Genomic DNA, 24,961 nt, shown 5'->3' on the forward strand with positions numbered 1-24,961 from the left:
AGGCAAAGTGAAACAGTATTGTATCTGAAAGGGGATTGATATTATGTCTCTTGATTCGCTAGTTGGTTATATGATGTTTTCTGTAATTATCTCTGTTGTTACTCTAGTACTTGCAATTGCCTATGGCGTCGTGATTTATTTTGCCATAAGGAAAACAAGAGAAATGTTGTTAGAAATTCATTCATCATCAAAGCAATTATTCGAAATTGTTCAGCGCATTGAACAAAGGAGTGAAGTACTAAATACTGTGGACTTAAGGTTACAAGCCATAGAGATGCGACTGAAGGAGCTCAAGGAAGCTGTTTCTAACCAATTCTATGAAACAAAAACAAACTTATCAGAAATAGGTAGCTCCTTAGATGATACCATGAATCACATAGGGGAGATTGATTCTAAACTTATTAGACTAAACCAAATTTTCGAACAAAATAAGGAAACTATAGAAAGACAGCTGAAAGAAATCGGAGAAAACGTTTCTAAACGATTTGATGAAACAAAACTGAATATATCCAAAATAATTAATTCCTTGGATGAAACTAAGAGTCGAATAGAAGAAGTAGATTCTAAATTATTAAGGCAAAACCAAATTCTTGAACAATACCAAGAAACTCTAAAAGAGTTACTTGAATTAAATACTAGAACGAGCGATTTGATTTCACAAACGGAAATGCTAAAGATAGAAATTCAAAGACTCAGGGACGTTCTAAACGAACCATTAGATCTCTCAGAGTGGGTTGATGGAAATGGAACAAGCAAAGAATGAGACTATAATAAATTACATAGCCTATTTACGTGACATAAGCAGGAAGATCGGAACCAAAACAGATTTTGCTAAGATTTTTACGAACGCCCTTAAGAGAAGGGGAATGGGCAGCTACGTGATTCCGATATCTAACAGTCAGGAGTTTAAAGTGGTATCAGAAGATACTGTTGATATCAGGCGGAATAGTAGACTTTATGAAGCACTCCTCAAAATCTATCCGACGTTGGAAAAATATTCAGATAAGAAGTTGTTTCTCGGTGTAGGAGGTGTATTTGGTCAAAGGAAATATGCTGGTCCATTTTTAGTTGCTGAGTGCGAAATTGAAGCTTATAAAGGAAGTGGTTTTTCTTTATACATAGACGTTTCATCGTCAGTACTCAACTATGACCTAATTTCAAAGTTACTTGACAAAAAACGAGTTGTTGCGGATGATGAGGAAGAGTATGTTGACCCCGAGTTAGAGAAAGAAATTGAAGCTATAAGTGACATAGAGGATAAATTATCAGTCATAAGCGGAATTTCCGAGCTCTTAGAATTTGGTCAAAAAGCTTTCAAACTATTACAAGACAGTCTGAATGATTTCAAAGACATATTTGATGTTTCCAAAACGTGTTTAATCAATTTACCTGAAAATGATACCTTACATTCAAAAGATTTTGAAGATCATGAATGGATTGATAGATTGGATTTTCTTTACAAATCAAGCAAAATTCTCTTCTTAAACGAAGGATATTTATTCATGGCTCAGGTTCCCAATGAAATATCTACCTATCAATCTTTAAGCCGATTGATCGATGAAGTTAGAAAAAATGAGAGCTTTGAGAATAGAGTGCTTGAGAAATTGCTGAACGGTTCCTTTTTCAGCGATATTCAACGTACCGAGTATGAACCAGAGGAATTTGAAAATATATCAACAGTTATAGAAAAACTTATGCCAATTCCCTTGTCACCGGCACAAGTGAGAGCCTTGCAAAATGCTTTCAGCCACGATATGAGCTACATTCAAGGTCCTCCAGGTACCGGAAAGTCTCACACGATTTCTGCAATGGTTTTAGCGGCAATATTAACAGGAAGAAAAGTTTTTGTTGTATCACAAAAACCACCGGCAGTAAAAGTTGTAAAAGAAAAAGTAGAAGGTGTTTTGAAGGATAATGACTCTAACTTAAAGATTTTACCGCTCATATACTTTGACAAACAAACAAAAGCTGATCTTAAAGATTCATTGAAATCTCTACTGAATGAATATTCTAATCCGTATTACTTGGAATCGAGAATTAAGACTATAAGAACCAAGAAGCAAGAAATAGAAAATCAACTTCAGTCAAAGATTACTGATCTTAATAGGATTCAGAATGAGTATGAAGAAAGTTTAAGAAAACAGAAGCACTTTATCAATTTAAGCAATGAGCTTCAAAAGATGAAAGACAAGTTCAGATATGCTTATAACTATGATTTGTCAAAGGAGGTGTTAGCAAACGTATCTGATGACAACTTGAAGAAAATATCAAAGCTATCTGTGCTAGCGAGAAAGCTTGACAACATTTCAGAAAATAGGGTCACAATACTTTACAAAATAAACCTTGGAAAGGTTGTCATGAAAATATCACCTGTTAAACTTAGTGGAAGAGTAATATTAAACATTCTCAAAAGAAGGATTTTCCACCAATTTCTTCAAGACATTATCAACGTTGGTTCTCTGAATCTAAGTATTCGTCGCACAACAATTAAGGACCCGGCCTTTTTACAAGAGGAAATATCAAGGATAAAGAAAGAGCTTTGGGACTTGAAAAGGCACTATATAGTGCTGGAGAATCAAGTTAGAATCTTGGAAGGTATTCGTACATCTCGTGAGCAGATAGAGTATTTTTCAAAGCTTTTATCGTACAAGAAACCAACACTAATTAAAGAATACCAGTCATATATCGACTGGGAAAAGATATTGGAAGTATTTCCTGTGTGGATTTCTGAAATCAGGAATCTCACAGAGATTTTACCGGTGAAAGCAAATATGTTCGATTTAGTTGTAGTCGATGAAGCTTCACAAGTTAACTTAGCTGAAATTATTCCCGCTTTTTATAGGGGAAAGAAAATATGTATAGTTGGTGATCATAAGCAACTCAACCTAAATGCCACAGGGTTAGATTTTCTTATTAGCAAGAATCTTGACAGACTGACGTGGGAAAAGTATCGTCCAAACAACCTGACATATCAGGAAGCTCGTGCAAAACAGCTTACTGTAACAACTTCTTCAATATTAGATTTCATAATGCAGGACGAGAGAGCTTTAGCACTTCCTCGTACGATGTTGGATGAGCATTTTAGATCCCTACCCGCCTTGGCTAAATTTAACAACGAGAAGTTCTATGAGGGAAAGCTTAAAATAATGACTGAAACACCTGAAAAGATTTCATTAACGTGTTTCTTCCCAATAAAGGTTAACGGAAGGAGACAAAGCGATAAAACTGTTATTGAAGAGGCTGAGAAAGTAATAGAGATTATTACTGAACTTATCAAGTATAGAAAATGCAAAGACTTTGAACTCCATCATTTGGTACCAAAGGATTTTACCATAGGTGTGGTATCGTTTATTAGAAATCAAGTAGAACTAATCAAAGACCTAATTTATGAAACATTCGACCCTGATACTACAGGAAAACATGATATTATTACAGGAACTCCTGAAGAGTTGCAAGGTCATGAAAGAGATATAATGATACTTTCATTGGCTTTGGATGAGAGTTCATCGAGGAGTTCAACATTCTATGAGAATAAAAATCGATTTAACGTTGCAACTAGCAGAGCTAAGTACGTTACCTTTGTTGTTTATTCAAGTGTACCTGATAATTTTGCTTTAACGAGAGCATATTTCAGCAATTTTGGATTTGAACCCAATGTCTTTGGTAGTACCGAGCAACAGAAATTTACATCACCAATAGTTTGGAAGCTGGACTTAATGGCAATGGAATCGGAATTTGAAAAAATCGTATTCAAATACCTAAATGAGTACATACAAGGGAGAAAAGAAGTATCTGAACTTAAAATATTCAATCAGGTAAAGTCTTGTGGTAAGAGGCTGGATTTTGTAGTTTATAATCCTCGAAATGGTCATTATGTTGCGGTAGAAGTTGATGGAGTACATCATTTTGTTGAAGATGGTCGAAACTATTCAGAAAGCCATATCGAAAGGATGGAAATGCTCAGAAGGGCTGGTTGGAAAATAATTAACACGCCGTACTATAAGTGGTACAATCATGGATGGCTTGATGAAAATTCTGAAATCTTAAAAAGAGAAATAGAAAGGATCTATAAGGAACTTGATAAATCGCTTGGCATAAGAATAGATTAAATTATCGAATTTGGAGCTGCAAATAATTCTAAGCCCTGGATTGTCCAGGGCTATTTGTTTAATCTTAACCTGAACGGCGATCCAAATGTTTGCAATAAGCAGAAGAATGTGATTAAATATTATAAGCTTCAATAACTTCTTTCTTCAAGGAGCTGGTCTTACGAAACGATACTGGGTTAAACTGAATCCTATTGTCTACATCGTATTTGGCGGATTACTGTTTGCCAATTTTCTTATCTACAACAAATACATATGGCTACTCGATATAGCTGCCGCAGGTTTCGTTTGGCATTACCTTAACCTGCTTAACACTGCAAAGAGAGTCGCAGTAAACGTAAAAGCCAGGGCAAGGGTTTTTGCAAATGAACCTTTTGAGCTAAGCATTGAGTTAATCTCCAAGAACAGAAGTAGCGTAACCATTGAAGTGATTCCGCCCGTGATTATAAAAAAAGAGCCAGTCTTCATCACGCTTCAACCAGATAAAAGAGAAGTCGTCACATTCACAACGGCATTCGGCACGAGAGGAATCAAGAAGTTGGGGGCTTATTCTGTTAGAATCAAGAGTTTCACAGAACTTTTCAGCATTTATATAACAGAGGAAATAAATTCAGACGTGAGGGTACTGCCAAATCTGGAAGAAGCCGACGCCTCGGTTGAGAGGATATTGGAAATGTTGCCCGTTTTGAAGAGCAAGTACAAACTCGCAGAGGATATTTCGTACATAAAAAACATACGGGAATACCAAAACGAACCGATGAACCGCATCCACTGGAAACAGAGCGCAAGGATGGACAAACTGATGGTGAAGGAGTACGAATACTCAGGAACTGCGAAAAATTACATCGTCTTGGATTTGAATTTACCGGGTGGGATATATTCAAAAGAAGCTTGGAGATACATCCATAAAAAATATCAAGAAGAGTCCATCAAGGCAGTTGCGGGTTTGGTTAAGCACTTCTCCGAAAGGCACGAAAAGACTAATCTCTTCATCTCGCACTCGAAAGGCATATACGACATCACAGACAGCGACTACGTCTTCTTCTTTGACTACCTTTCGGAAGTTGAGGGAGCTATCGATAACAATAATTCCACCACGGAACTGCTCGAGCATATCATAGAAGGCGTTCAGCCGACTGATACGGTGCTGGTAATAAGCATGTTCTTGACGAAAGAGGAAGTGGAGAAACTGATTAGACTGCGTTCAAGATGCGGCAGGGTTCTTGTCCTACTCATGCCGTATGGATATCGCGAAGCGACAACGAAAAAATTCAAGTCGTACTTTGACGTCCCGGTTGAAATCAGAGAACTCTACAAATTCGCAAGAACACTGGAAGAGGAGAACATAATCATCCAGATATGGCACGAGAACACGAGCTTGGTGGAAGGGCTGTTGAAGATATCAGGTTCTGAAATGTGAACAGAAGGTGAGCTGATGATATTATGACATTAGCTTTATCAAAATTCTTAATTATGTTCTTTTCATTTGCCAGTATTGAAAAGAGCTTAATACTCAATATCCATTTTTGGATATACTTAGCTCTTGCCATAATATCAATCATATTTATGTACAACAAAAAGAAACTACTCACTTCAATTTTTTCGATTGTAACAATACTATTCAGTATCTCTTTCTTGGAAACATATGTACTTGCTTGTATATCAGCACTGTTGCTCGTTTTAGCCTCGCTGAGCAAAAAATACTCGAACAAATGGTTGATAAGCTTTATCTACATATTTATCCTCAGCTTAACGCACCATTCACTGTCTCCGATTCTTGCTCTGATCTACATCTTGCTGACATTCCCTGAATTGATGCAACCTAAGAGAAATGGAGAAAATAAAATATGGATATTTGTATTGTTGATAGCATTAATCTTTATTGCTCCCTTACCTGATTTAAGGTTCAACACGGACGCTTTGAAAGAAGATAACGGTGTTGTGTATACACCTAAGGATTTAAATGTTACTCCAGAACAAAGCGGAAATACTCAAGCAGTGCAAACAAACAAGAAAAACACCGCTGAGAACTTGAACAAATCGGAAAGCTTAACTGCAGATGCTTATGCGGAGAGAATTTCGCTAATCAGAAAAATAGATTATTTTATCAACATTGACTTCATTGTCGGACTCGTAATAGGCTTGATATTCATAGCATACATCTTTACATCTGTCCTGAGAACTTCGGACAGCAAGCAGAAAAAGAAATTGGTAAAATCACTTGTCCTAAGCTTAGCAGTTTTGATAACCTTCTTTGCAATTTTTCCATTTGTTTTGAACATAGCTGGAAATAGAACAGTAGAGAATATAAACCAGATGAGAACTGCAACGAACTCAACATCATCAGGAACATCAGGCTTAAATTCTGTTGCGCAAATCCCAAAAACTTCACAAAATAACACTGCTGAGATTACTAAGAACAGCTTGAACGATGAACTCAACAAACTAAGGCTCATACTCATATTCAAATTCATCACAGCGGTGATTGGAGTGGCTTCTCTAATTTGGATTGGGAAATCTTTCGTAGAGATGTTAATGACAAAAGAAGTAGCACAAGAACAGGCGGAAAGTGCCAACGCTCAGGGTGAGGCTACCGGATACAGAACACCGCACAGTTACGATGAGATATTAAAAATGAACGGTGCACAATTCGTGCACCATGCGTACCACTATATACGCCAGACATTTTATCCAACGCTCAATCACTTGACGCCGTATGAGCTGCTTGAAAAATTCCCTTCAAAAGAATTGAGGAACTTAACCGATGCATATGTCTTGGTTGAGTATGCCTTTAAAGTTAATGTCGAAGATGAAAATATAGAATCTCTTAAACTCAGCTTTTCACACTTTATAAAAGAAATGGAAGCATTGCTATTTGCAAGAGATGACAACAGAGAACAATTCATTTGATAAACTCATTCTTTGCTTATAACGGCAACCTTACTTAGTATACTTTCTATAATCTCCTCTTTCGTTTCCCTAAGAATTTTCGATTCTGTAGTTTGGATTATTCTGTGGACAAGTACGTACGGAGCAACGTTTTTAACATCGTCAGGCAAGACAAAGTCGCGGTTGTTCAAGTAAGCCCACGCCATGCTCATGTGCATCAATGCCAGACTGCCCCTTGGGCTCGCGCCGTATTTGAGTGATTCGTGATTTCTCGTAGCATCGACTATGCTGACTATGTATTCTTTCACCTCGTCGCTAACTCTTACGCTTCTTACTTTGCTTTTTTCCTGTGCAAACAACTCACCGTTACCAACAGGTTTGAGTTCTTCAATTGGATGTCTAACTTTTTGCGATTCCAGAACTTCCATTTCACTTTCTTTATCGGGATACCCAATGCTTATGCGTACCATGAACCTGTCAAGCTGAGCTTCTGGCAGAGGGAAAGTGCCTTCGTATTCTATTGGGTTCTGGGTTGCGATGACAAAGAAGTTGTTCGATAGTTTTCTGGTTACGCCGTCTACTGTGACTTGTCTTTCTGCCATCGCTTCAAGTAGTGCGGATTGTGTTCTTGGCGTAGCGCGGTTGATTTCATCGGCTAAGAGTATGTCTGTGAATATAGGTCCTTCTTTGAATGTGAATGTGTCGTTTTTCCTGTCGTAGATGGACAAGCCTGTTAGGTCTGTGGGCAACAAGTCGGGAGTAAACTGGACACGTTTGAAATCCAGTCCTAAGGATATCGCAAGTGCACGTGCGAGGATTGTTTTGCCTACGCCCGGGACGTCTTCCAACAAAACGTGCCCGCCAGCGTACATTGCGGCAAGTACGAGTCTAATCTTTTCGTCTTTTCCCTTTATTACTTTCTTGACGTTTTCTAAAACTTTTTCATGCAATTTTTCCATTATTTTCTTCCCCTGTCTCTTATGAAGTTTTCAATCGACCTGTCCCAAGTTCTTTCCCCTTCTTTTGTGAAGAAGCAACCCGGTATTTCGCCGAGGCTTCTGTGATAAGCCACACACTCGCAGCACTTTCCTCTTTTGTCGCACGATGTGTAGGTGCATGTACAATTCTTGAGGTTCCTTTCGAGTGATGGACAACCTGTCGGCATCGATATTCCCCCCATTCTTGTTTTCTTACTTTGTAACAATAGTTCATATATTATTATATCGAACCTTCTAAAAATTCCAAGTCTTCTTTATGTTCAGTTCTCTATCAACTAACACAAGCCTTGCCGGATATCCTTCTGCGATTCTTCCACCTTTCAAGTTTAAGTCTATGCACGTGTTGTATGAGCTTACCTTTGCAAGCTCTGTCAGGGAACATTTGGTAAATTTTGCGAAGTTCTTGAGTGCCTGAGAAAATCTCAAGGTGCTACCTGCAAGTGTGCCATCCATTAGTCTTGCAATTCCATCTTTTACTTCAACAGGCAAATCACCAAGGACATATTTTCCATCTTTCAATCCTGCAGCTGAGATGCTGTCTGTTACAAGCATTATCTTGTCAGCGCCTTTTATTTTGTAAACTAATGCAACAAAGTCTGGCGATGAATGTATCCCGTCTGCTATTATTTCAAGCGTGAAGTCAAAGTATAGACCTGCACCGGTAACACCCGGCTCCCTGTGGTGTAGTGGACTCAACGCGTTCGGAAAGTGTGTTATTCTCTTGAAACCTTTTAGAAAAGCCTCCTTTGCTTGGCTGAACGTTGCGTTTGTGTGACCTATGGAGATCCTTATTCCCCTATCTTCGCAACTTCTTGCGAACGATTCGAATGTATCGTATTCTGGGGCGACGGTTATCATACTGATTTTAGATAAGTCGATGTATTTTTCGAGTTCTGTGATGTCATGTGGTGGCTTTCTGATATAGCTTTGGTTGTGAGCTCCTTTCTTGTCTGGTGATATGAAAGGTCCTTCTATGTGTAATTTTAGGTCGTCGCATATCTGAATTTCTGAGAGTTTTTCAATGGGGCATGTCACTGTGGTCGGCTGGAAATACCAAACGCCTTCGAGCGCTTCATATTCTTTGAATTTTCCATAGTCTTCCAAAGAAGCGGTCATGGTATCGATGCCTTTGATACCATGTATGTGCGGGTCTACGAATGCAGGTAGAAGAATGTGTTCGTATGATGTCTTGTTCTCTTTTTCAATTTTCAGTATGATATCGTCAAACTCAACTGAACCTACGTATTCACCATCGACAGGATCGACGATGAGGACGTTCTCAATAACCATCCGGATCCCTTCTTTCAAGAGATTTCAGTTATCCAAAATCACTGACTTGCTCAATCCCTTCGGTTTATCTGGATTTAAGCCTTTGAGTATCGCTCTTTTGTATCCTAATAGCTGACCATAAAGAGTCAAGAATTGAACCTCAAACTCTGGTCTGTCTGTCATCGCGTTCAGTATATGCACACTGCCTCCTCGACTTACAATATCGTTAGCCAGGTCTGTCTCCAATTTGTGAGGTTCTCGATATTTAGAGAAAATTACTACGTGCGCGTGAGGTGATAGCAGTGCAATAGGTCCGTGCCTGTATTCGAGAGTTTCGTAAAATTCTGTATGGTCCAGAGACATCTCTTCAACTTTCAATGCACTCTCTTTTGCTACATAGTATCTTTCTTGGCATCCTAAGAAGACGAAATGAGATTTTTCTTTCAGCAATTCTTCGCTTAGGAGTGAATCATAGCTTTCTAGATATTCATCAGGTGATATTGGGTATCTCTCAATTCCGTTGAGAAATAATCTCAAAATCGCAGAAAAACTCGAAGTCATTACAACGGATTCTTCATGTGCAAAATCGAGTTCGTAATTCATATCACACAAGGCACTTAAAGGGCTATCCTTTTCACAAGTGATACCTATGCTTTCTATCTTACCTTTCAGCATTTCAGCAACCTTTAACGTCTCCGTTGTTGTTCCGGTGCGCGACAACAAGAAAGCTACATCGAACTTTCTCGCAATTTCATCAGCGGTATTTTCCAGCAACACTTCACCAGAACTCGCAGCCTCTGCAAAAATCCCTTGTTTTTTCAAAATTTCAGATAAGATTAGCCCGGCGTTATACGAACTTCCACAGCCGATGAAGATGTATTTCTTACTTTTTGAAAAGCTTGGTGGGGTCAAGTTATTAGCCATACCAATTAGATTGTTGACCCTTATGATTTCTTCGTAAGTTTTGTAACCGAAATCCATGTCTTAACCTCCTCTAATTTTAAAGTGGCAAAGCTAATTTGCCGAGAATTGATGTTTTCATTGCTCCAGTAACTACTTTTTCATGAGCCAAACCCCTTAGGAATAGCTCTCCCAAGAACGCAATTGCTGTTGCTTCTCTAAAGTCTATCAACCACTTGTCAGGAACAGTAATTTCATAGCCAAGGGTTTTTATATCCCAGAGCAGTGTTTTGTTGTATGCTCCTCCGCCAACAACTACAAGTTTCTGTGTATTTGGCAGGTGTTGTTTTAAATTAATTGCTATCATCTCTGCTGTAAAGCGCGTTACCGTTCTTAATAGATCTTCTTTAGATGTTGAAACGGGTGTTTTTAGAAATCCTTCGTTGTAAACTTCTCTTCCAGTTGTTTTAGGTGGCTTTTTGTGTATGTAGTCAGTATTTTTTTCAATCAAGTATTCCAACAGTTCATTATTTATCCTTCCTTGTGCTGAGAGTTTGCCATTATTGTCATATCGGATGTTGAAATGTTTTTGGCAAACTAAATCAATCAAGCAATTACCTGGTCCGGTATCAAATGCCACAAGATTGTTGTTATTGTCATATGCTGTAACATTGGAGATTCCACCTATATTCAATACAGCTGTTTGTTGGTCCGTTAGCAAGAAAACTGAATCTAAATATGCACTAATAGGTGCTCCTTGCCCGCCTAAAGCTACGTCCTTTTTTCTAAAATCGTAGATCACAGGTTTTCCAAGCTGTGTAGCCAAAACATCGGCTTCTCCTATTTGAAGTGTTGCCCCATGCTCTGGTAGGTGGTAAATAGTTTGTCCGTGGTATGCTACAAAATCATAATCCCAACCCAGCTGGTTAATCATTTGAGCGTGTATCTGTGCGAGTTCAAAGTTTAGAAGTGTTATATTTTCAACATTGGAAAGAGATTTATTGTATGAATCCACTATCTTTTTTTGAAGTTCTTCTTCATATGGAATCGTTAAAGCACTTTCTACACGAAAGTTTATAGCCTCGTAGTTGTATGTAAAAACAACATTGGCAATATCGAGACCATCTGCAGAAGTACCGGACATCAAACCGAGTACTTTATGCACAGGCTTGTTGATTGAGCTGAGGAACTCGTTCCAATCCCAGATTTTGATTAGCTTGTTCAATCTCTTCACCTCACTGAAAGATGCATACGCGTTAGCGTAGTAAACGAGAGAATATAACGTTATGTAGTAGAGTGCGGATTCTTTGGATTCTGTCGTCCCATCGATTGTAAAAGACTTTGTTGGTTAGGAAGATTACGTGGAGTCCTTCTTTGGTAATCCAGAGGCTTGTTCCGGTGAAGCCTGTGTGGCCGAACATGGTCTCGTTTCCAAAATCGCCTGTGCTACCACCCTTGACAGGTGCCATCCATCCTATGTGCCTTTTGAAACTCGGGTCAGCCGGGTCTTGAACCAAAGTTTGAGTGAAGAGTCTTACAACGTTCTTCGTTACGTATTCTCCACTGAGCAGTCTTTTAACAAACGTATGTATGTCTCTGACTGTGGAGAAGAGTCCGGCGTTTCCACTCACGCCACCGAGGTAGTACGCAAGTTCATCATCAGGTTCGCCTCTAAGCCTCTTGCCCTCTCTTTCACTCGTCGGTGCACAGCATTCTATATCCTTAGGTTTGAAACACGTATCTGGCAAATTAAGTAATTTACTTACATAGGAATCAAAACTTTCGTTGGTGATTTTCTCTACAATCGCCATTAGGGTTATGAAGTTCAAGCATGAATACTGCATCTTACCTTTGCACGTAGGCTGTATCCTGAGCACTTCTCTCTTTAGATCTTCACCCTTCAGTATACGCCATAAGTCGCTGTAAGGTTGCATTCCGGAAGTGTGTGTTAAGAGTTCGAATATCGTGATATTTGCTTTTTCACCTTCAACGTCTAAGAAATGCCCTACCTTGTCATAGAGGTTTAAATACCCTTCTTCAAATAATTTCATTATTCCAGTAGTCGTGGCGATGACTTTTGTTAGACTCGCCAAGTCATAGATTGTGTTCACATCGGTTGATTTAATTTCATCAACGGTGCCGTACGTCTTTTCATAGAGAGTCTCGTTCTCAGTTCCAACGAGCAGAACCGCACCTGGATAGATTTTACTTTCAATGCCTGATTGTATGATTCTATCGACGTTGCTCCAAAGATTAGCAGATGCCACTTCAAACACCTCTTTTTTCTGAGCTGCTCTTTTTATGTTCCCTGCGGAAAGTAGCAAGCCACTTTGTGGTCTTCTCCTAATAACTGTGGTTTTTCTGACTTACATATATCCTGTACGTATGGGCACCGCGGATGGAATGGACAACCTGACGGTGGGTTTATTGGACTTGGTGGTTCTCCTGTCAAAGTTACTTTGCTGAACTTTCTCTGCCTCGGATTCCAGCCCGGTACCGCTTGAACGAGAGATATTGTATAAGGATGCTGAGGATTCGTGAAGATTTCCTCCGCCTTACCCTCCTCAACCACACTGCCAAGGTACATGACGTATATTCTGTCGCTCAAGTACTGCACAACATCCAAGTTGTGCGATATGAATAGATAGCTCATCTTGTATTCGTCGCGGAGCTTAAAGAGTAGATTAATTATCTGGTTTTGAACTGACACGTCGAGTGCTGAAGTTGGTTCGTCACAGAGAATCAGCCTTGGTTTAAGTGCTATGGCACGAGCAATAGCTATTCTCTGCCTTTGACCACCTGAGAATTCATGTGGGTATCTCTCTAACATATCGGTGTTCAGACCGACTCTTTCTAAGAGTCCTTTTACGTAATCTTTCTCTTCGTTTTTGTTATCAAAGAATTTGTGCGCTCTAAGAGGTTCTGATATTATATCGTAAATGCTCATTCTCGGGTCGAGCGAATCGAACGGATTTTGGTATATCATCTGAACGTCTCTTCTGAACGTGCTGTGTATCCGCCCGAGCTTGTAAGTTATGTCGTGCTCACCATTCTTGTGAAATATTATCTTTCCATCTGTCGGCTCGTGTATTTTTACTATCAGCTTTGCAAGGGTTGTTTTACCGCAGCCTGATTCCCCCACAACGCCTACAACACTATTTTCTTCAATCGACATGGTTACATTTTCTAATGCTTTAACCCAACCTTGCACTTGTAGAAAGACTCCACCTCTTATTGGAAAGTACTTTCTAAGATTTATTACATCAATGATTTTCATCTAATTTCACCTCACAAGATCCATTAAACTTCGGCTCTTTCTTTGGTATAAAGATGGCAACTGACAAATTGTGAGTTCACACGTGTTATCTCTGGTTCGACATTTTTGCAAACGTCCATAGCGTGTTTACACCTCGGGTGGAACGGGCAACCTTGGGGAATCTTTGTTGAGCTTGGCACGAACCCGGGTATGTACGGTAATTCCTTGCCCTTCGCGGAAGATTTTATATTCGACTCAAGAAGTCCGCGCGTGTAAGGGTGGAGAGGTGATTCGAAAATGCTATACACACTGCCTTGCTCAACTATTTTGCCGGCATACATGACAATAACTCGGTCAGCAATCTCGGCAACAATTCCTAGGTCATGGGTTATGAATATCGTGGACATTTTAAATTCTTCTTTTAATTCACTCATCAGGTTTAGCACTTGAGCCTGAATTGTTACGTCGAGTGCTGTTGTTGGCTCGTCTGCGATGAGAATTTCTGGATTTGTTATCAGGGCTAAAGCTATCATTATTCGCTGTAGCATGCCACCGCTCATTTGGTGTGGATATTCATCATAGCGTCTTTCTGCATCTGGAATGTGAACCTTCTTAAGCATTGAAATTATGAGCTCTTTAGAGTCTTTTTTCTTTATACCGAGGTGTTTCTCAACAACCTCTGCTATCTGGTGTCCAATGGTGTAGAGAGGGTCAAATGATGACATTGGCTCTTGGAAGATCATAGTAATGTTTTTTCCACGAACTGAATTCACGACTTTCTGAGAATCTAGCGGCGTGGATTTGAACTTAATTTCCCCGGAAATTATTGCCGGTGGGGATTTCAATAATCCTATTATGGCCTGAGCTGTTACGCTCTTTCCACAGCCTGATTCACCTACTATGGCCAAGGTCTCCTGTCTTCCGAGAGCGAAGGATATTCCATTAACAGCTCTTACGATTCCTTCGGGTGTCTTGAAGTGTACTTTCAGGTCTATTACTTCGAGAATATTTTCAGAATTCTTGTTTTCGTGTACTGTCATAGGCGACATCCTCCTATACCTTTTCAACGGTCCTGTATGGGTCGATTGCGTCTCTTAAGCCATCACCCATGAAGTTGAAAGCCAAGACAGAAATCATAATGAATGCACCTGGAATTATAAGCCACGGGTGTACTGCAATCTCCGTGAGTGATTGAGCGTCTTTTAGCAATAATCCCCAGCTTGTCATTGGTTCTTTGATTCCAAGCCCAAGGAAGCTGATAGTGCTTTCACCTAGTATCATCCCGGGAATCGATAGAGTCGCGACGACTATTAAGTAGCTCGATAGGTTTGGTATGATGTGTCTTGTTATGATTTTGAAATCTTTAGCACCGCACACCTTTGCAGCGAGGACGAAATCCTTTTCTTTTAGGCTCAAGGTCATTCCACGTACGACCCGCGCAACTCCAGTCCAGCCAATGAACGAGAGAACGATTATTATTCCAATGTATACCCAAGTGCTTGGCCAGCTTGGAGGGAGGATAACTGATAGAGCAAGCCAGAGCGGAATGCGTGGGAATGACCTCAATATCTCAATAAACCTCTGGATAGCTATGTCTATCCAGCCACCGTAATATCCCGAAATCGCACCTATTATCGCTCCTATGACCAAACTAATGAACGTGCCAAGTAGACAAGCTGTCAGAGAAACTTTCGAGCCGACGAGTGTTCTTGAGAAAACATCTCTTCCAAACCTATCCGCACCGAATAAGAGTATCATTGCCTCCTGAGGGTCTGCCTCAAGTCCGAAAAGATGCAACTGACTCTTAATTCCGAAGAATGAATATTCTTCGCCTTTTACGAACAGTCTTATCTTGTAGATCTGAGACTTGTCCTCTTGGTAGTTGAGCAGAAAGGTTATTGGGTCTCGTTCTTTCTTCAAACCGTACACAAATGGACCTACGAACTTCCCCTCGTGGAAGAGATGGATCTTCGTTGGTGGAGCGTAAGAAAACTTTGAATGAGTCGTCTTGTAGCTGTATGGGGCTATAAAATCGCTGAAAATCATCAAAATATACAAAAAGACGACTATCCAAAAACCGAAAACGCCGAGTTTGTGTTTTTTAAATTGTCTGATTACTCTCTTAGAAATCATCGTTTCCACCCCTTAAGCAACCCTGATTCTTGGATCCACAAGGGCTAATGTTATATCAGCGAGTAAATTGCCTATCTGTGTTATCAGAGCGATGAACATGAGAAATGACATAACTAAATATTGGTCATGATTGAGTAGGGCATTGTAAAAGAACGGTCCTATCGTTGGCAAGTTTAAGACAATAGATGCGAGGATTGTTCCGCTAAAGACATTCGGAAGTTCCATTCCTGCAATGCTTACAAGCGGGTTTAGTGCATTCTTTACCGCATGTCTTCTTACAGTTCTTTCATCCAGTCCCCTCGCTCTGAGTGCGTTTACGAATGGTGAGCCAACAGTATCGAGCAGATTTGCACGCATTACACGATACAAACCTCCGACGCCACTAACACCGATTACTATAAGTGGTATCCACAGATGTTTTAAAAGGTCAATGAATTTAGCCACTGACCACGGTGTGCCTATGAATTCTGGCGAAAATAGTCCACCTATGTAGGTATATCTTGCGTTGAGTGCGAAAAACATTAAGAGCAGTGCCAAGAAGAATTCTGGAATAGATATACCAACAAAGGCGATAACGGCAAAAGTGTAATCCCAAAAGCTGTAAGGATGGAAGGCCGAAAAAATTCCAAGAGGAATAGCTATAACCCATTGGAGAAGTATGGTCATTAAGGAAATTCCAACTGTCCAGCCCATTCTTTCCCATATCAAATCAAAGACAGGCCTCTGGTAAGAAAAGCTGTAACCGAAATCCAGCTTCGTTACGATATTCTTAACCCACAGCATGTATCGATAGTAAGCGGGCTTGTCAAGACCAAGCTCCTGGCGTAATGCTTCAATCTGTTCAGGAGAGATTCTCGGATTGTCAAGGTACTGAGAAAGGAAATCACCCGGTTGAAGCTCGGTTATTATAAAACATATTATCGAAATAATTACCATCATTGGAATCATTATGAGTACCCTTCGAATAATGAAGCTTGTCAAATTGCTCATCCAATTCCCTCCAATGTACAGCTTCTTAAAAAACGAGGGGAGCGAAGCTCCCTCTCTTTTGGTTAACTTCGCATATTGTGGATCCTTTATTTTCTAAATGTTGTCCATACGGTGAATGTTGGTAATCCTTCCTTCGATTGGACAACATTTCCTATACTCTTGTGACAGCCAAAGAAGTTCATCTGCCTTGCTACGAAAATTACTGGTAAGTACTTGTAATACAGTTCCTGCCACTCATCGTATAGAGTTTTTCGCTTTTTTTGATTCATTTCGATCTGTGCTTTTTCAAATATGTCCCAAATTCGTTTCTCCCAATCAAACATTTCAGAGAATACAGGTGATGGAGGATTCGTATTCTTATCCATTGTTGAATAGTGCCAGTAGTACAGCTGCTGACCTGGTTGCCATATTGCTTTCCTAAGCTGTGGGTCTGGTTGGTTACCGAATGCGCGGATACCACATTCGAAGTTACCTGCGCCGAACATTTGTCCAACGACTGACGAATCAAGTATTTGGAGATTTGTTTTAACGCCTATTTTCTTAAGTTCCTCACTGAATACATAAGCAATTTGTTGGTAATCTTTTGGTTGGTTTTGAACAAGTATTGTGAATTCAAACGTTGTGCCGTCGGGGAAGTCTCTTAAGCCGTCCTTGTTTTTATCAACTAACCCGAGTGAATCAAGAATGCTCGCGGCTTTCTTCAAATCAAACGACCTCATCAACTGCTCAACCTTTGGATTGTAGAACGCTTTATTCGTCGGTAGTACAAGACCACCACCAGGAATTGCGAGGCCATTGTAGATTTCTTCAATTATCCTTTCTCTGTTTAAAGCATATTCCATAGCTTCTCTGAATTCAGTTTTCCTGAACAACTCTCTTAGCTTTGGATTAGCGACATCAAAGTTGAAAGCTATGTGGACTGGGCTTGGAGTAGAGCCTATTGGTTTGGAAGCAAATAGTAGATATGGGGCATTCCCAGCAACTTCGATTTGCTTTAGTCTTGGATAATCTGATGCCGAAACAGCAGTGTAATCTATTTCACCAGCAATAAATTTAGCTAATCTTATCTCTGCGTCCTTTATGATTAGATATTCCAGCTTATCGAAGTAGGGAAGCTGGTTGCCGTATTTATCTTTTTTCCAGAAATAAGGGTTCTTCTCAAGGACGATTTTCTGGTCAACTATAACTTGTGAAAGTTTATATGGTCCATTGACTACGATCTCAGAAGGAGGGGTATTTGTTAGCCAGAGTTTATTAACAGATGCTAAGTCGTTCTTATCAATAAGGGGTTCGAGCTTGTGTTTTGGATATATGTACACGGCGGTTAAGACTGTTAAGAATGCGCCATATGGTGATGGTAAGTCTGCTCTTACAACCTTGTTGTTAATCTTCGTCCATGTGACGGGTTTATTCACGCCCTTTTCATCTGGTATCGTGAACCTGTCGACCGAATTACCGCGAGCATATTTGTTCATGACAAAGTATTGCATCGTAAATATCACGTCATCTGCCGTTATCGGTTTGCCATCAGACCAGTATGCATCTCTTATGTAAAACCATACTTGCTTTCCATCACTTGAGACAGTCCATGATTTTGCAATTGCAGGTCTAATCTCGTTTGTTATAGGATGGTATTCAACGAGTGGGGACATAAGTGGTCCCATGATAACACTGTACGCCGATGAATCAAGCGAACCGTAGAGCAGGAATGATTCAGGTGTTGAAGGCAATGCTAATCTTAAAGTACCACCGAGTTTCGGCTGAGCAGAATTTGTTAACATTGCGTCTTCTATGAAGAAATCCGTTGCCGTGAAAACCACCGCTATCAGAATCCACAGAACAAAGAGAACCCTTTTCATGCCCCTTCACCTCCAAAGTGAGATAGTCAAACTTATTATATTCCCTATTCCACTTTTCTCAAAATAAAGAAAAATTGAGAGAAGAGGAGCTTATGAACAATAATTGACCTTATTTTTTGATTTCTTATGTTATGTCAAAAAAGCAAGAAATTGTTAAAAGATATAAATGTTATATCATTAAGATATACGTCTGAAACTCTGCCAATCACTTCTTTGGCCTTGATTTAGATTTGACCTGAAATCGTAATGTCATACCTTTGAATACGTTTTATGCTTTAGAAAGATTTAATTTTACATATATGAGTGTAGTAGTAAGTAGTAATAGGTAAGGTATGCACGCTTTTTACGGTTGATGTTATTTCCGATCTGAAGGAATGGTTCTTTGGAGCGCACTGCGTCGATAGTACGAATAGTCAAGTTTGTTTTGCAATCAAACAGTCTCAGATATTGTCCATGCTTCTTGAGATAAAACTGGGGTGAAATAACTAGTGTAGATGGTAAGCCAGTAGACACTGTAGTTTATTTTTAGACATCTGTGGATTCATGTTAAATTCGAAAGAAGTATGAAGTGAGTAGAACGGCAATTTCCGAAGTTCAGCCGCACCTTATCTGAAATCAGACAAACAGCACTTTAAGTGCCGAAAGAGATGAATCCTTCTGGTTGAAGTTCTTTAAAGGATTTTGGGTAGTGGAAAAGAAATTGTTCAATTCTTGCGATATGGAATCACCTTGGTTCAGATGGAAAATCACGATGTCACGCGAAGAGTTTGAACAGAGTATCAGTAAGAGACTTCCTGCCAGAGAAAAAGCAGACCAAATATTGAAAGTGGATGCGGTGAGAACAGTTGAAGGTAAAGTTATACATGTTAACGAGCTCAACTCTCAATGGTGAACATAAAGATTTAATCGCCATTTGAAGAGGTAAGAGTGGCTTAGTCATAACCTTGCGGATCATAGCAGAGAACGGTGTGTACGATGTTGATAAAGAGTACAACATACGTTTCGTTAGAAGGCTGACTAAATCGATAACAGGCTTTTCAAGAGACATTCTTCTCGAAAGCAACGCTTTGACAATTGTAAACGACTATTCAGTTGTGCCGAGTGGTTACTTCGAGCTTCTCGTTGAAAGAAGAGACAATAGAATACCTCAGGTTACATTCTACGGGGTGGCAATGACCACGATGTTGGTATGAGTCAGTATGGTGCTAATAACCTGGCAAGAAGGGGAAGAGATTATCAAGAGACTCTTAGTGCATTGTAAGAAGAGGAAACTGTGAAAATGGATTAATTCAATCAGGAGGACAATGAAGATGGTAAGGAATGGAATCGATGTGCTTGATTATCAGTCTCTCAAAAATTACAGAATAGGCTTGGTCAGTAATTATTCTTCAGTTAATTCTAAGGGTGAACTGCTTACAGACATACTTCTAAGTAAGGGATTAACTCTTAGAAAACTCTTTATACCAGAGCACGGACTTTATCTAGCAGCAGACGGAATGGAGATATCTGATTTTTTTCACCCTAAGTTAGGAATTCCAGTTATAAGCGTTTACGGAACTAGAGATGAAGTCTCTTGTGAGATGCTCGAAGATGTCGATTTGATAATGTACGACATTCAAGACGTGGGTCTTAGATATTACACCTTCATCTACGCTTTAGCCAATATGATGAAAGCTGCAGCAAAGTGCGGCGTAAAATTTCTCATCTTAGACAGGTTTAACTTGCTTGGAAGAAAGGTCTTTGGCCCAAGAATGCCAGAGGGTATTAATTCAATAATCGGCGGTTATGAACTTCCTGTACAGTATGGCCTGACAACGGGTGAACTCGCATTGTATTACAAGAAATACCTTAAGCTCGATATAGATTTGGAGATTGTACGGTGCGAAAATTGGAACGGGGAGGCGTTTCCAGAAACAGGAATTTTTTGGAACGTTCCTTCCCCTAATCTTCCAACGTTTTCATCACTATTGTGCTACGCAGGCATATGCTTTTTCGAAGCAACTAATTTGAGCGTTGGAAGGGGCACTACAAAGCCTTTCGAATTCTTAGGTGCACCCTGGGTTGATGAAAATGACATGTACGAGTATCTCAAGCATAGATTTCCGAATCTTTTCTGCCGGAAACGGCAGTTTATACCTCAGTATAGGGAATACGCACAAAATGTATGTAACGGCGTTGAATTTTTCCCAAAGCAGGATGATAACTTCTTTGAAATCGCGGTTGCATTGTTTGAGTATTTTGAAAAATATGAAGAGTTTAAAGTTGATTATCAAAGGTTGGAAGTTTTCACAGGTGTGAGGGAATTCATGAAAAATAAAGAAAAATTCTTGAGTTTTGACCTTTGTTCATACCTCGAGTATGTGGAGGATCTACTCTTGTACAATTAAAACCGGAATCTTAGGAGGGGATTTAGTGAGAAGGATAAACGAGGAAAGTATCGGAAAACTATTTATGATTGGCATTTACGGTACGGAGCTAACAAAAGAGACGAGAGATGTTCTTGCACACATAAGACCTGGGTCTGTCATTCTTTTCTCTCGCAATATAGTAGGTCCAGAGCAAGTTAGGAAACTGATAGATGATATATCCAACTTCCTTGGTTACAAACCTATCATCGCTGTTGACCAAGAAGGCGGGAATGTTGTGAGGCTGAAAGATGGATTCAACACCCTCCCAAGTCCAATGGCTTGTGCTGCAAGCCGCGATGTAGAGCTCTTCAAGAAGGCAGTCTACTTAACATCCTTGGAGATGAGAGCAGTCGGTGTGGATTGGAATTTGGCCCCTGTTGTAGATATAAACGTTAATCCGTTGAATCCAGTAATCGGAATACGCTCTTTTGGCGACGAGCCAGAAATTGTAACTAAGTTTTCGAACGCTTTCGTGGAAGCGTCGGAAGAGGCAGGAGTTGCGACGTGCTTAAAACACTTCCCCGGTTTGGGAAGCGTTTCAATCGATCCGCACTTTGACCTGCCAGTCATAAACAAGACAATTGATGAACTACTCAATTTTGATTTGGTACCTTTCAAAAATGTGAAATGCAATGCATGGATGCCGTCTCATGTGTACTTTCCAAGAATTCAAAAAGATGGTCTGCCAGCCTCTCTATCTTCAGAAATAGTAGATATAGCCAGAATTAGACTTGGTTTCGACGGTGTTATAATAGTTGATGATTTACTTATGGGAGGTACTGGCAAATTTACAATAGAAGAAAAAACGTTGAAAGCATTCAACGCGGGGAACGATATCTTGACTATCTGCCACGAACCGGAAAAACAAATAAGAGCATTCGACAATTTCTGTGAATACGTTAACCAAAATACTGACCTGAAAAGGCGAATCATAGAAAGTTTAGATCGTATAGAAAATTCATTCAGCAAGGTTAAGTCTCACGCTCTTTTTGAACACATAGATAATGGACGTTTTGTTAGAGAAGCAAAGGGAACGATAGATGAGCTCGTTAGAAAATCCATCACCATTGTAAATCTGCGCGATTATTCATTGCCTCTCGAAGAGGTAGACATGGTATTAACAATGCTTGGTGTTCCTGGTTCTCCAGTTGTGGATCAATCTCTGCCAGTTCCTCAGATAACGCAAGAACTTTCAAGACTATTCAACGCTTATTTTGAGATTATCTCTGATACGAAATTGCCAGAAATAGAGAAAGTTAAGGGTAAAAAAATCCTCTTATTCACTTTCGATATGTACAGAAGCAAGTCACTCGTTAATTTCATAAAAGAGCTCGACTCATATTCCAAACTGCTACTTATCGCTCTTAAAAATCCATATGATGCTTTTTATTCGAGAAACTCTATTGTCCTTTACGGTTCATCGGCGACACATCAGAGAATATTGCTTGACGTACTTTTAGGAAAAGTACATGCCGAAGGTAAACTACCAGTCAAACCATTGGAGGTGGTGTAATGAAAAAAGATGATTTCAAAGAAGAGAAGACAATGTTCGAAGGACTCGAAACAGAGAGAGTCAATCCTGTCTCGCAGGAAATAGACAGGTTAGACGTAATGAGCATTTTGCGAATAGTAAATGATGAGGATAAAAAGGTTGCAAATGCTGTTGAAAAAGTTATTAACAAAATCGCCATGGTGATTGATTATTGCATTGAAGCGATAAAGAGTGGCGGCAGGGTTATATATGCCGGAGCAGGTACGAGCGGGAGAATAGGTTTTATCGATGCGGTTGAAGTTGTACCAACGTTTGGGGTACCTGAAGGTGTTTTTGTACCTTTAATAGCTGGAGGAGAAGAAGCACTCAGAAGGTCTGTTGAAGCAGTTGAAGATAACTTCGAACTTGGACGTGAAGACGCAAGAAGGATAGAGATAAACAGCAACGATATGGTTATAGGCATAACCGCAAGTGGTAGGACCCCTTATGTTGCGGGTGTTTTGGACTACGCCCGGGAAAACGGTGCACGTACAGCATTGATTTGCAATGTCAATAAACCAGCACTTTCTGGGTTTGCCGATATTGTTATCTCCATAGAAACTGGACCTGAAGTTATATCTGGAAGCACGAGGATGAAAGCAGGTACATCACAGAAGATGGTCTTAAATATGATAAGCACTACAACAATGATTAAATTGGGAAAAGTATACAAGAACTACATGGTTGATGTGTTAGTGCTTAATGAAAAACTGCGTGAGCGAGCAATAAGAATCATAATGAAAACAACAAGTACTGACTACAAAACGGCTTCAGAATTCCTTGCGAAAGCTAACAACTCACCAAAGATAGCAATCCTCATGATACTAACCGGCAAGAGTAAAGAGGAGTGTCAACAGCTATTTGGAAAATACACAAGTATATCTGACGTGCTATTACATCTGTTAGACAAGAAAAATGAGTGCTGAAGGGGTGGTTGATAAATGGACAAAAATGTTATTCCATTATACTATCGCATATACAACGAACTTCGTAACAGGATACTAAGTGGATATTACAAAGATGGAAAACTTCCACCCGAAATGGAACTCTGTGCCGAATTTGATGCGAGTAGAATAACAATAAGAAATGCCCTAGAACAGCTGAGAAGAGAAGGACTAATATCGCGTTCTAAAGGACTTGGGACTTTCATCAAGAAGTTCGAAAGTGAAGAGCAGTTGACAAAGTTAACCGGTTTTACTGATGAAATGAAAGGTCGAAAAGTAACATCTAAGGTGCTTGAGAATCGTCTTGTCAATATTCCGGCAGAAGCGCAAGAATGCTTTGGCTTAGCATCGGGAACACTTGTTGTGTTGTTAAAGAGAATTCGTTACATTGACGAAAAGCCCATTGCTATTGAATCAGCTTATCTCAATCCATCTGTTGATTTGAGGTTGTTGAACGTTCTTCACAAGGACATGGAGAAGGAATCCCTTTACCACTTCATCCAAAACGAACTGTCCATCAACCTGGCATATGCAGAAGAAATTTTGGAAGTTACTAAACTCTCTAAAGACGAGGCTAATTTACTTGGCGTAAAACCAGGTGAATGTGCGATACTCAGAAAAAGGTTTACTTATACTGATACACAAAAATGTATCGAGTACGTTCTCTCAATTTACCGCGGTGACGAATACAAATTCAAAGTTGTAAGAAAGTGAGGAAAGCGGATGATTGCTCTTGGCATAGACGGCGGTGGAACGTCTACAAAGGTTTGCTTAGCTATTCCAGATAGAAAGGTTGTGATATTGGAGTTCTCGATACCATGTGGAATCAACCTTACTTCCACGCCGTCTGATATTCAGCTGGAAATTCTAAACAAAATACGAGATGAGATAAATAGGAGAACCTCAGGATTAGAGTTTTTTGATAGTGTAATAATCTCAATCTCTGGTGGTGGTTCGTCTTCGAGAAGACTCAACTTCAAAAATCTCGTTTCTACTGTTTTTAGAGCGGGAAAGATAATTGTGCTTTCAGACATCGAAGTGTTAAAGGAAATAGTTTTGAAAGGCAGAACTGGTATATTGGTGATATGCGGCACTGGGAGCATAGCCATCTCTCACACAGGAAAAAGAGTGGGTGGTTGGGGACACCTGTTTGGAGATGAAGCAAGTGCGTTTTCGATTTCTTTGGAAATATTCAGAAGATTTTTTGAATATATAGATGGAGTTGAAGAATACGACAAGATTTTTGATGTGCTCTTAAACTTTTACAAAGTCACTAGCGTATTTGACTTGACTACTATCCAGCTCGAAAGTGATTTCAAAAGAAAGATAGCGTCCTTTACCGAACATGCACCGCTAACGCCTCTTGTTAGGAAAATTATAGATGAACAGCTAACTAAACTCACGCAGAAAATTTCCTACCTCGCATCCACAGAGAATGTGTCCGATATATACTATTTCGGTGGAACGTTTAAGAACGAATACTTCACTCAAGTGTTTTGCAAAAAACTCCACCGTTTCAACCTCCATTATTCTGACATAAAACCGCACGTTGAACTTGCACTTGATGCGCCTCATTTTTTGGAAGCAAGCAAAAACAATACGTGACGAAATGGTAAAACAATCAATCCCGAACTGGTAAGTGATAACATTTATTAGCAAGAATTGGCATTTGCATGTG

At 39.7% G+C, this 24,961-nt stretch carries 22 protein-coding genes; 11 read left to right on the forward strand and 11 right to left on the reverse strand.

What is annotated here, in order from left to right; all coding sequences use genetic code 11:
- The first annotated feature begins 43 nt into the window (after nt 1–43).
- From BUA11_RS07305 to BUA11_RS07320, 4 genes are all read left to right on the forward strand, one after another.
- A complete protein-coding gene (locus tag BUA11_RS07305; protein ID WP_011994510.1) occupies nt 44–763 on the forward strand; it encodes a hypothetical protein in 720 nt (239 codons plus the stop codon).
- On the forward strand, nt 744–4,109 hold the full coding sequence (locus BUA11_RS07310; protein ID WP_178137760.1) for an AAA domain-containing protein: 3,366 nt from the start codon (nt 744–746) through the stop codon (nt 4,107–4,109). Before BUA11_RS07305 ends, BUA11_RS07310 begins: the two co-directional genes overlap by 20 nt.
- 436 nt (nt 4,110–4,545) lie before the next feature.
- Nucleotides 4,546–5,526, forward strand: coding sequence for a DUF58 domain-containing protein (locus BUA11_RS07315; protein ID WP_238374578.1), 981 nt, complete (start codon nt 4,546–4,548; stop codon nt 5,524–5,526).
- Between the two features lie 23 nt (nt 5,527–5,549).
- A complete protein-coding gene (locus tag BUA11_RS07320) occupies nt 5,550–7,016 on the forward strand; it encodes a hypothetical protein (protein WP_011994513.1) in 1,467 nt (488 codons plus the stop codon).
- 5 nt (nt 7,017–7,021) lie between these two features.
- Here BUA11_RS07320 and BUA11_RS07325 read toward each other — a convergent pair whose 3' ends face one another.
- The 11 genes from BUA11_RS07325 to BUA11_RS07375 all read right to left on the reverse strand — a co-directional run bounded on the left by BUA11_RS07325 (nt 7,022) and on the right by BUA11_RS07375 (nt 18,400).
- Nucleotides 7,022–7,954, reverse strand: coding sequence for an AAA family ATPase (locus BUA11_RS07325; RefSeq protein ID WP_011994514.1), 933 nt, complete (start codon nt 7,952–7,954; stop codon nt 7,022–7,024).
- Nucleotides 7,954–8,160, reverse strand: coding sequence for a DUF6485 family protein (locus tag BUA11_RS10480; protein WP_011994515.1), 207 nt, complete (start codon nt 8,158–8,160; stop codon nt 7,954–7,956). Before BUA11_RS10480 ends, BUA11_RS07325 begins: the two co-directional genes overlap by 1 nt.
- A 67-nt stretch (nt 8,161–8,227) precedes the next feature.
- Nucleotides 8,228–9,283 (reverse strand): N-acetylglucosamine-6-phosphate deacetylase, encoded by a 1,056-nt coding sequence (gene nagA / locus BUA11_RS07335; RefSeq protein ID WP_072760034.1) that lies wholly within the window; start codon nt 9,281–9,283, stop codon nt 8,228–8,230.
- Between the two features lie 24 nt (nt 9,284–9,307).
- A complete protein-coding gene (locus BUA11_RS07340; protein WP_072760035.1) occupies nt 9,308–10,243 on the reverse strand; it encodes an SIS domain-containing protein in 936 nt (311 codons plus the stop codon).
- A 19-nt stretch (nt 10,244–10,262) separates the two neighbouring features.
- Complete coding sequence (locus BUA11_RS07345) at nt 10,263–11,387, reverse strand: anhydro-N-acetylmuramic acid kinase (protein WP_218587317.1); 1,125 nt, start codon at nt 11,385–11,387, stop codon at nt 10,263–10,265.
- Nucleotides 11,388–11,418: 31 nt separating this feature from the next.
- Nucleotides 11,419–12,429, reverse strand: a complete 1,011-nt coding sequence (locus BUA11_RS07350) for a serine hydrolase domain-containing protein (protein WP_072760036.1) — start codon at nt 12,427–12,429, stop codon at nt 11,419–11,421.
- Between the two features lie 32 nt (nt 12,430–12,461).
- On the reverse strand, nt 12,462–13,439 hold the full coding sequence (locus BUA11_RS07355; protein ID WP_072760037.1) for an ABC transporter ATP-binding protein: 978 nt from the start codon (nt 13,437–13,439) through the stop codon (nt 12,462–12,464).
- A 23-nt stretch (nt 13,440–13,462) separates the two neighbouring features.
- Nucleotides 13,463–14,458 (reverse strand): ABC transporter ATP-binding protein, encoded by a 996-nt coding sequence (locus BUA11_RS07360; RefSeq protein ID WP_072760038.1) that lies wholly within the window; start codon nt 14,456–14,458, stop codon nt 13,463–13,465.
- A gap of 13 nt (nt 14,459–14,471) precedes the next feature.
- Nucleotides 14,472–15,551 (reverse strand): ABC transporter permease, encoded by a 1,080-nt coding sequence (locus tag BUA11_RS07365; RefSeq protein ID WP_072760039.1) that lies wholly within the window; start codon nt 15,549–15,551, stop codon nt 14,472–14,474.
- Nucleotides 15,552–15,563: 12 nt separating this feature from the next.
- Nucleotides 15,564–16,541 carry an ABC transporter permease gene (locus tag BUA11_RS07370; RefSeq protein ID WP_245789618.1) on the reverse strand — a complete coding sequence of 326 codons (978 nt, stop codon included), beginning with the start codon at nt 16,539–16,541 and terminating at the stop codon, nt 15,564–15,566.
- Nucleotides 16,542–16,627: 86 nt separating this feature from the next.
- The gene (locus BUA11_RS07375; protein ID WP_072760040.1) at nt 16,628–18,400 is read right to left on the reverse strand and encodes an ABC transporter substrate-binding protein; all 1,773 of its coding nucleotides are present in this window, start codon (nt 18,398–18,400) and stop codon (nt 16,628–16,630) included.
- Between the two features lie 688 nt (nt 18,401–19,088).
- On the opposite strand from BUA11_RS07375, the gene BUA11_RS07380 reads away from it, so the two are divergent.
- From BUA11_RS07380 to BUA11_RS07410, 7 genes are all read left to right on the forward strand, one after another.
- Nucleotides 19,089–19,292, forward strand: a complete 204-nt coding sequence (locus tag BUA11_RS07380; RefSeq protein ID WP_143145301.1) for a hypothetical protein — start codon at nt 19,089–19,091, stop codon at nt 19,290–19,292.
- Nucleotides 19,293–19,344: 52 nt separating this feature from the next.
- On the forward strand, nt 19,345–19,593 hold the full coding sequence (locus BUA11_RS07385) for a hypothetical protein (RefSeq protein WP_072760042.1): 249 nt from the start codon (nt 19,345–19,347) through the stop codon (nt 19,591–19,593).
- Nucleotides 19,594–19,710: 117 nt separating this feature from the next.
- On the forward strand, nt 19,711–20,787 hold the full coding sequence (locus BUA11_RS07390; RefSeq protein WP_072760043.1) for an exo-beta-N-acetylmuramidase NamZ family protein: 1,077 nt from the start codon (nt 19,711–19,713) through the stop codon (nt 20,785–20,787).
- Nucleotides 20,788–20,812: 25 nt separating this feature from the next.
- On the forward strand, nt 20,813–22,321 hold the full coding sequence (nagZ, locus tag BUA11_RS07395; RefSeq protein ID WP_178137761.1) for a beta-N-acetylhexosaminidase: 1,509 nt from the start codon (nt 20,813–20,815) through the stop codon (nt 22,319–22,321).
- Nucleotides 22,321–23,265 carry an N-acetylmuramic acid 6-phosphate etherase gene (gene murQ, locus BUA11_RS07400; protein WP_245789620.1) on the forward strand — a complete coding sequence of 315 codons (945 nt, stop codon included), beginning with the start codon at nt 22,321–22,323 and terminating at the stop codon, nt 23,263–23,265. Before nagZ ends, murQ begins: the two co-directional genes overlap by 1 nt.
- A gap of 15 nt (nt 23,266–23,280) precedes the next feature.
- Nucleotides 23,281–23,997 carry a GntR family transcriptional regulator gene (locus BUA11_RS07405; protein ID WP_072760045.1) on the forward strand — a complete coding sequence of 239 codons (717 nt, stop codon included), beginning with the start codon at nt 23,281–23,283 and terminating at the stop codon, nt 23,995–23,997.
- A gap of 9 nt (nt 23,998–24,006) precedes the next feature.
- Nucleotides 24,007–24,888, forward strand: coding sequence for a BadF/BadG/BcrA/BcrD ATPase family protein (locus tag BUA11_RS07410; RefSeq protein ID WP_072760047.1), 882 nt, complete (start codon nt 24,007–24,009; stop codon nt 24,886–24,888).
- Nucleotides 24,889–24,961 lie beyond the last annotated feature (73 nt).

This window comes from Fervidobacterium gondwanense DSM 13020 (assembly GCF_900143265.1).
In the GTDB taxonomy this organism is placed as follows: domain Bacteria; phylum Thermotogota; class Thermotogae; order Thermotogales; family Fervidobacteriaceae; genus Fervidobacterium; species Fervidobacterium gondwanense.

Coding starts and splice junctions, on each gene's coding strand:
- BUA11_RS07305 (WP_011994510.1), top strand. CDS start 44: ATGTCTCTTGATTCGCTAGTTGGTTATATGATGTTTTCTGTAATTATC.
- BUA11_RS07310 (WP_178137760.1), top strand. CDS start 744: ATGGAACAAGCAAAGAATGAGACTATAATAAATTACATAGCCTATTTA.
- BUA11_RS07320 (WP_011994513.1), top strand. CDS start 5,550: ATGACATTAGCTTTATCAAAATTCTTAATTATGTTCTTTTCATTTGCC.
- BUA11_RS07325 (WP_011994514.1), bottom strand. CDS start 7,954: ATGGAAAAATTGCATGAAAAAGTTTTAGAAAACGTCAAGAAAGTAATA.
- BUA11_RS10480 (WP_011994515.1), bottom strand. CDS start 8,160: ATGCCGACAGGTTGTCCATCACTCGAAAGGAACCTCAAGAATTGTACA.
- nagA (WP_072760034.1), bottom strand. CDS start 9,283: ATGGTTATTGAGAACGTCCTCATCGTCGATCCTGTCGATGGTGAATAC.
- BUA11_RS07340 (WP_072760035.1), bottom strand. CDS start 10,243: ATGGATTTCGGTTACAAAACTTACGAAGAAATCATAAGGGTCAACAAT.
- BUA11_RS07355 (WP_072760037.1), bottom strand. CDS start 13,439: ATGAAAATCATTGATGTAATAAATCTTAGAAAGTACTTTCCAATAAGA.
- BUA11_RS07360 (WP_072760038.1), bottom strand. CDS start 14,458: ATGACAGTACACGAAAACAAGAATTCTGAAAATATTCTCGAAGTAATA.
- BUA11_RS07365 (WP_072760039.1), bottom strand. CDS start 15,551: ATGATTTCTAAGAGAGTAATCAGACAATTTAAAAAACACAAACTCGGC.
- BUA11_RS07370 (WP_245789618.1), bottom strand. CDS start 16,541: ATGAGCAATTTGACAAGCTTCATTATTCGAAGGGTACTCATAATGATT.
- BUA11_RS07375 (WP_072760040.1), bottom strand. CDS start 18,400: ATGAAAAGGGTTCTCTTTGTTCTGTGGATTCTGATAGCGGTGGTTTTC.
- BUA11_RS07390 (WP_072760043.1), top strand. CDS start 19,711: ATGGTAAGGAATGGAATCGATGTGCTTGATTATCAGTCTCTCAAAAAT.
- murQ (WP_245789620.1), top strand. CDS start 22,321: ATGAAAAAAGATGATTTCAAAGAAGAGAAGACAATGTTCGAAGGACTC.
- BUA11_RS07405 (WP_072760045.1), top strand. CDS start 23,281: ATGGACAAAAATGTTATTCCATTATACTATCGCATATACAACGAACTT.
- BUA11_RS07410 (WP_072760047.1), top strand. CDS start 24,007: ATGATTGCTCTTGGCATAGACGGCGGTGGAACGTCTACAAAGGTTTGC.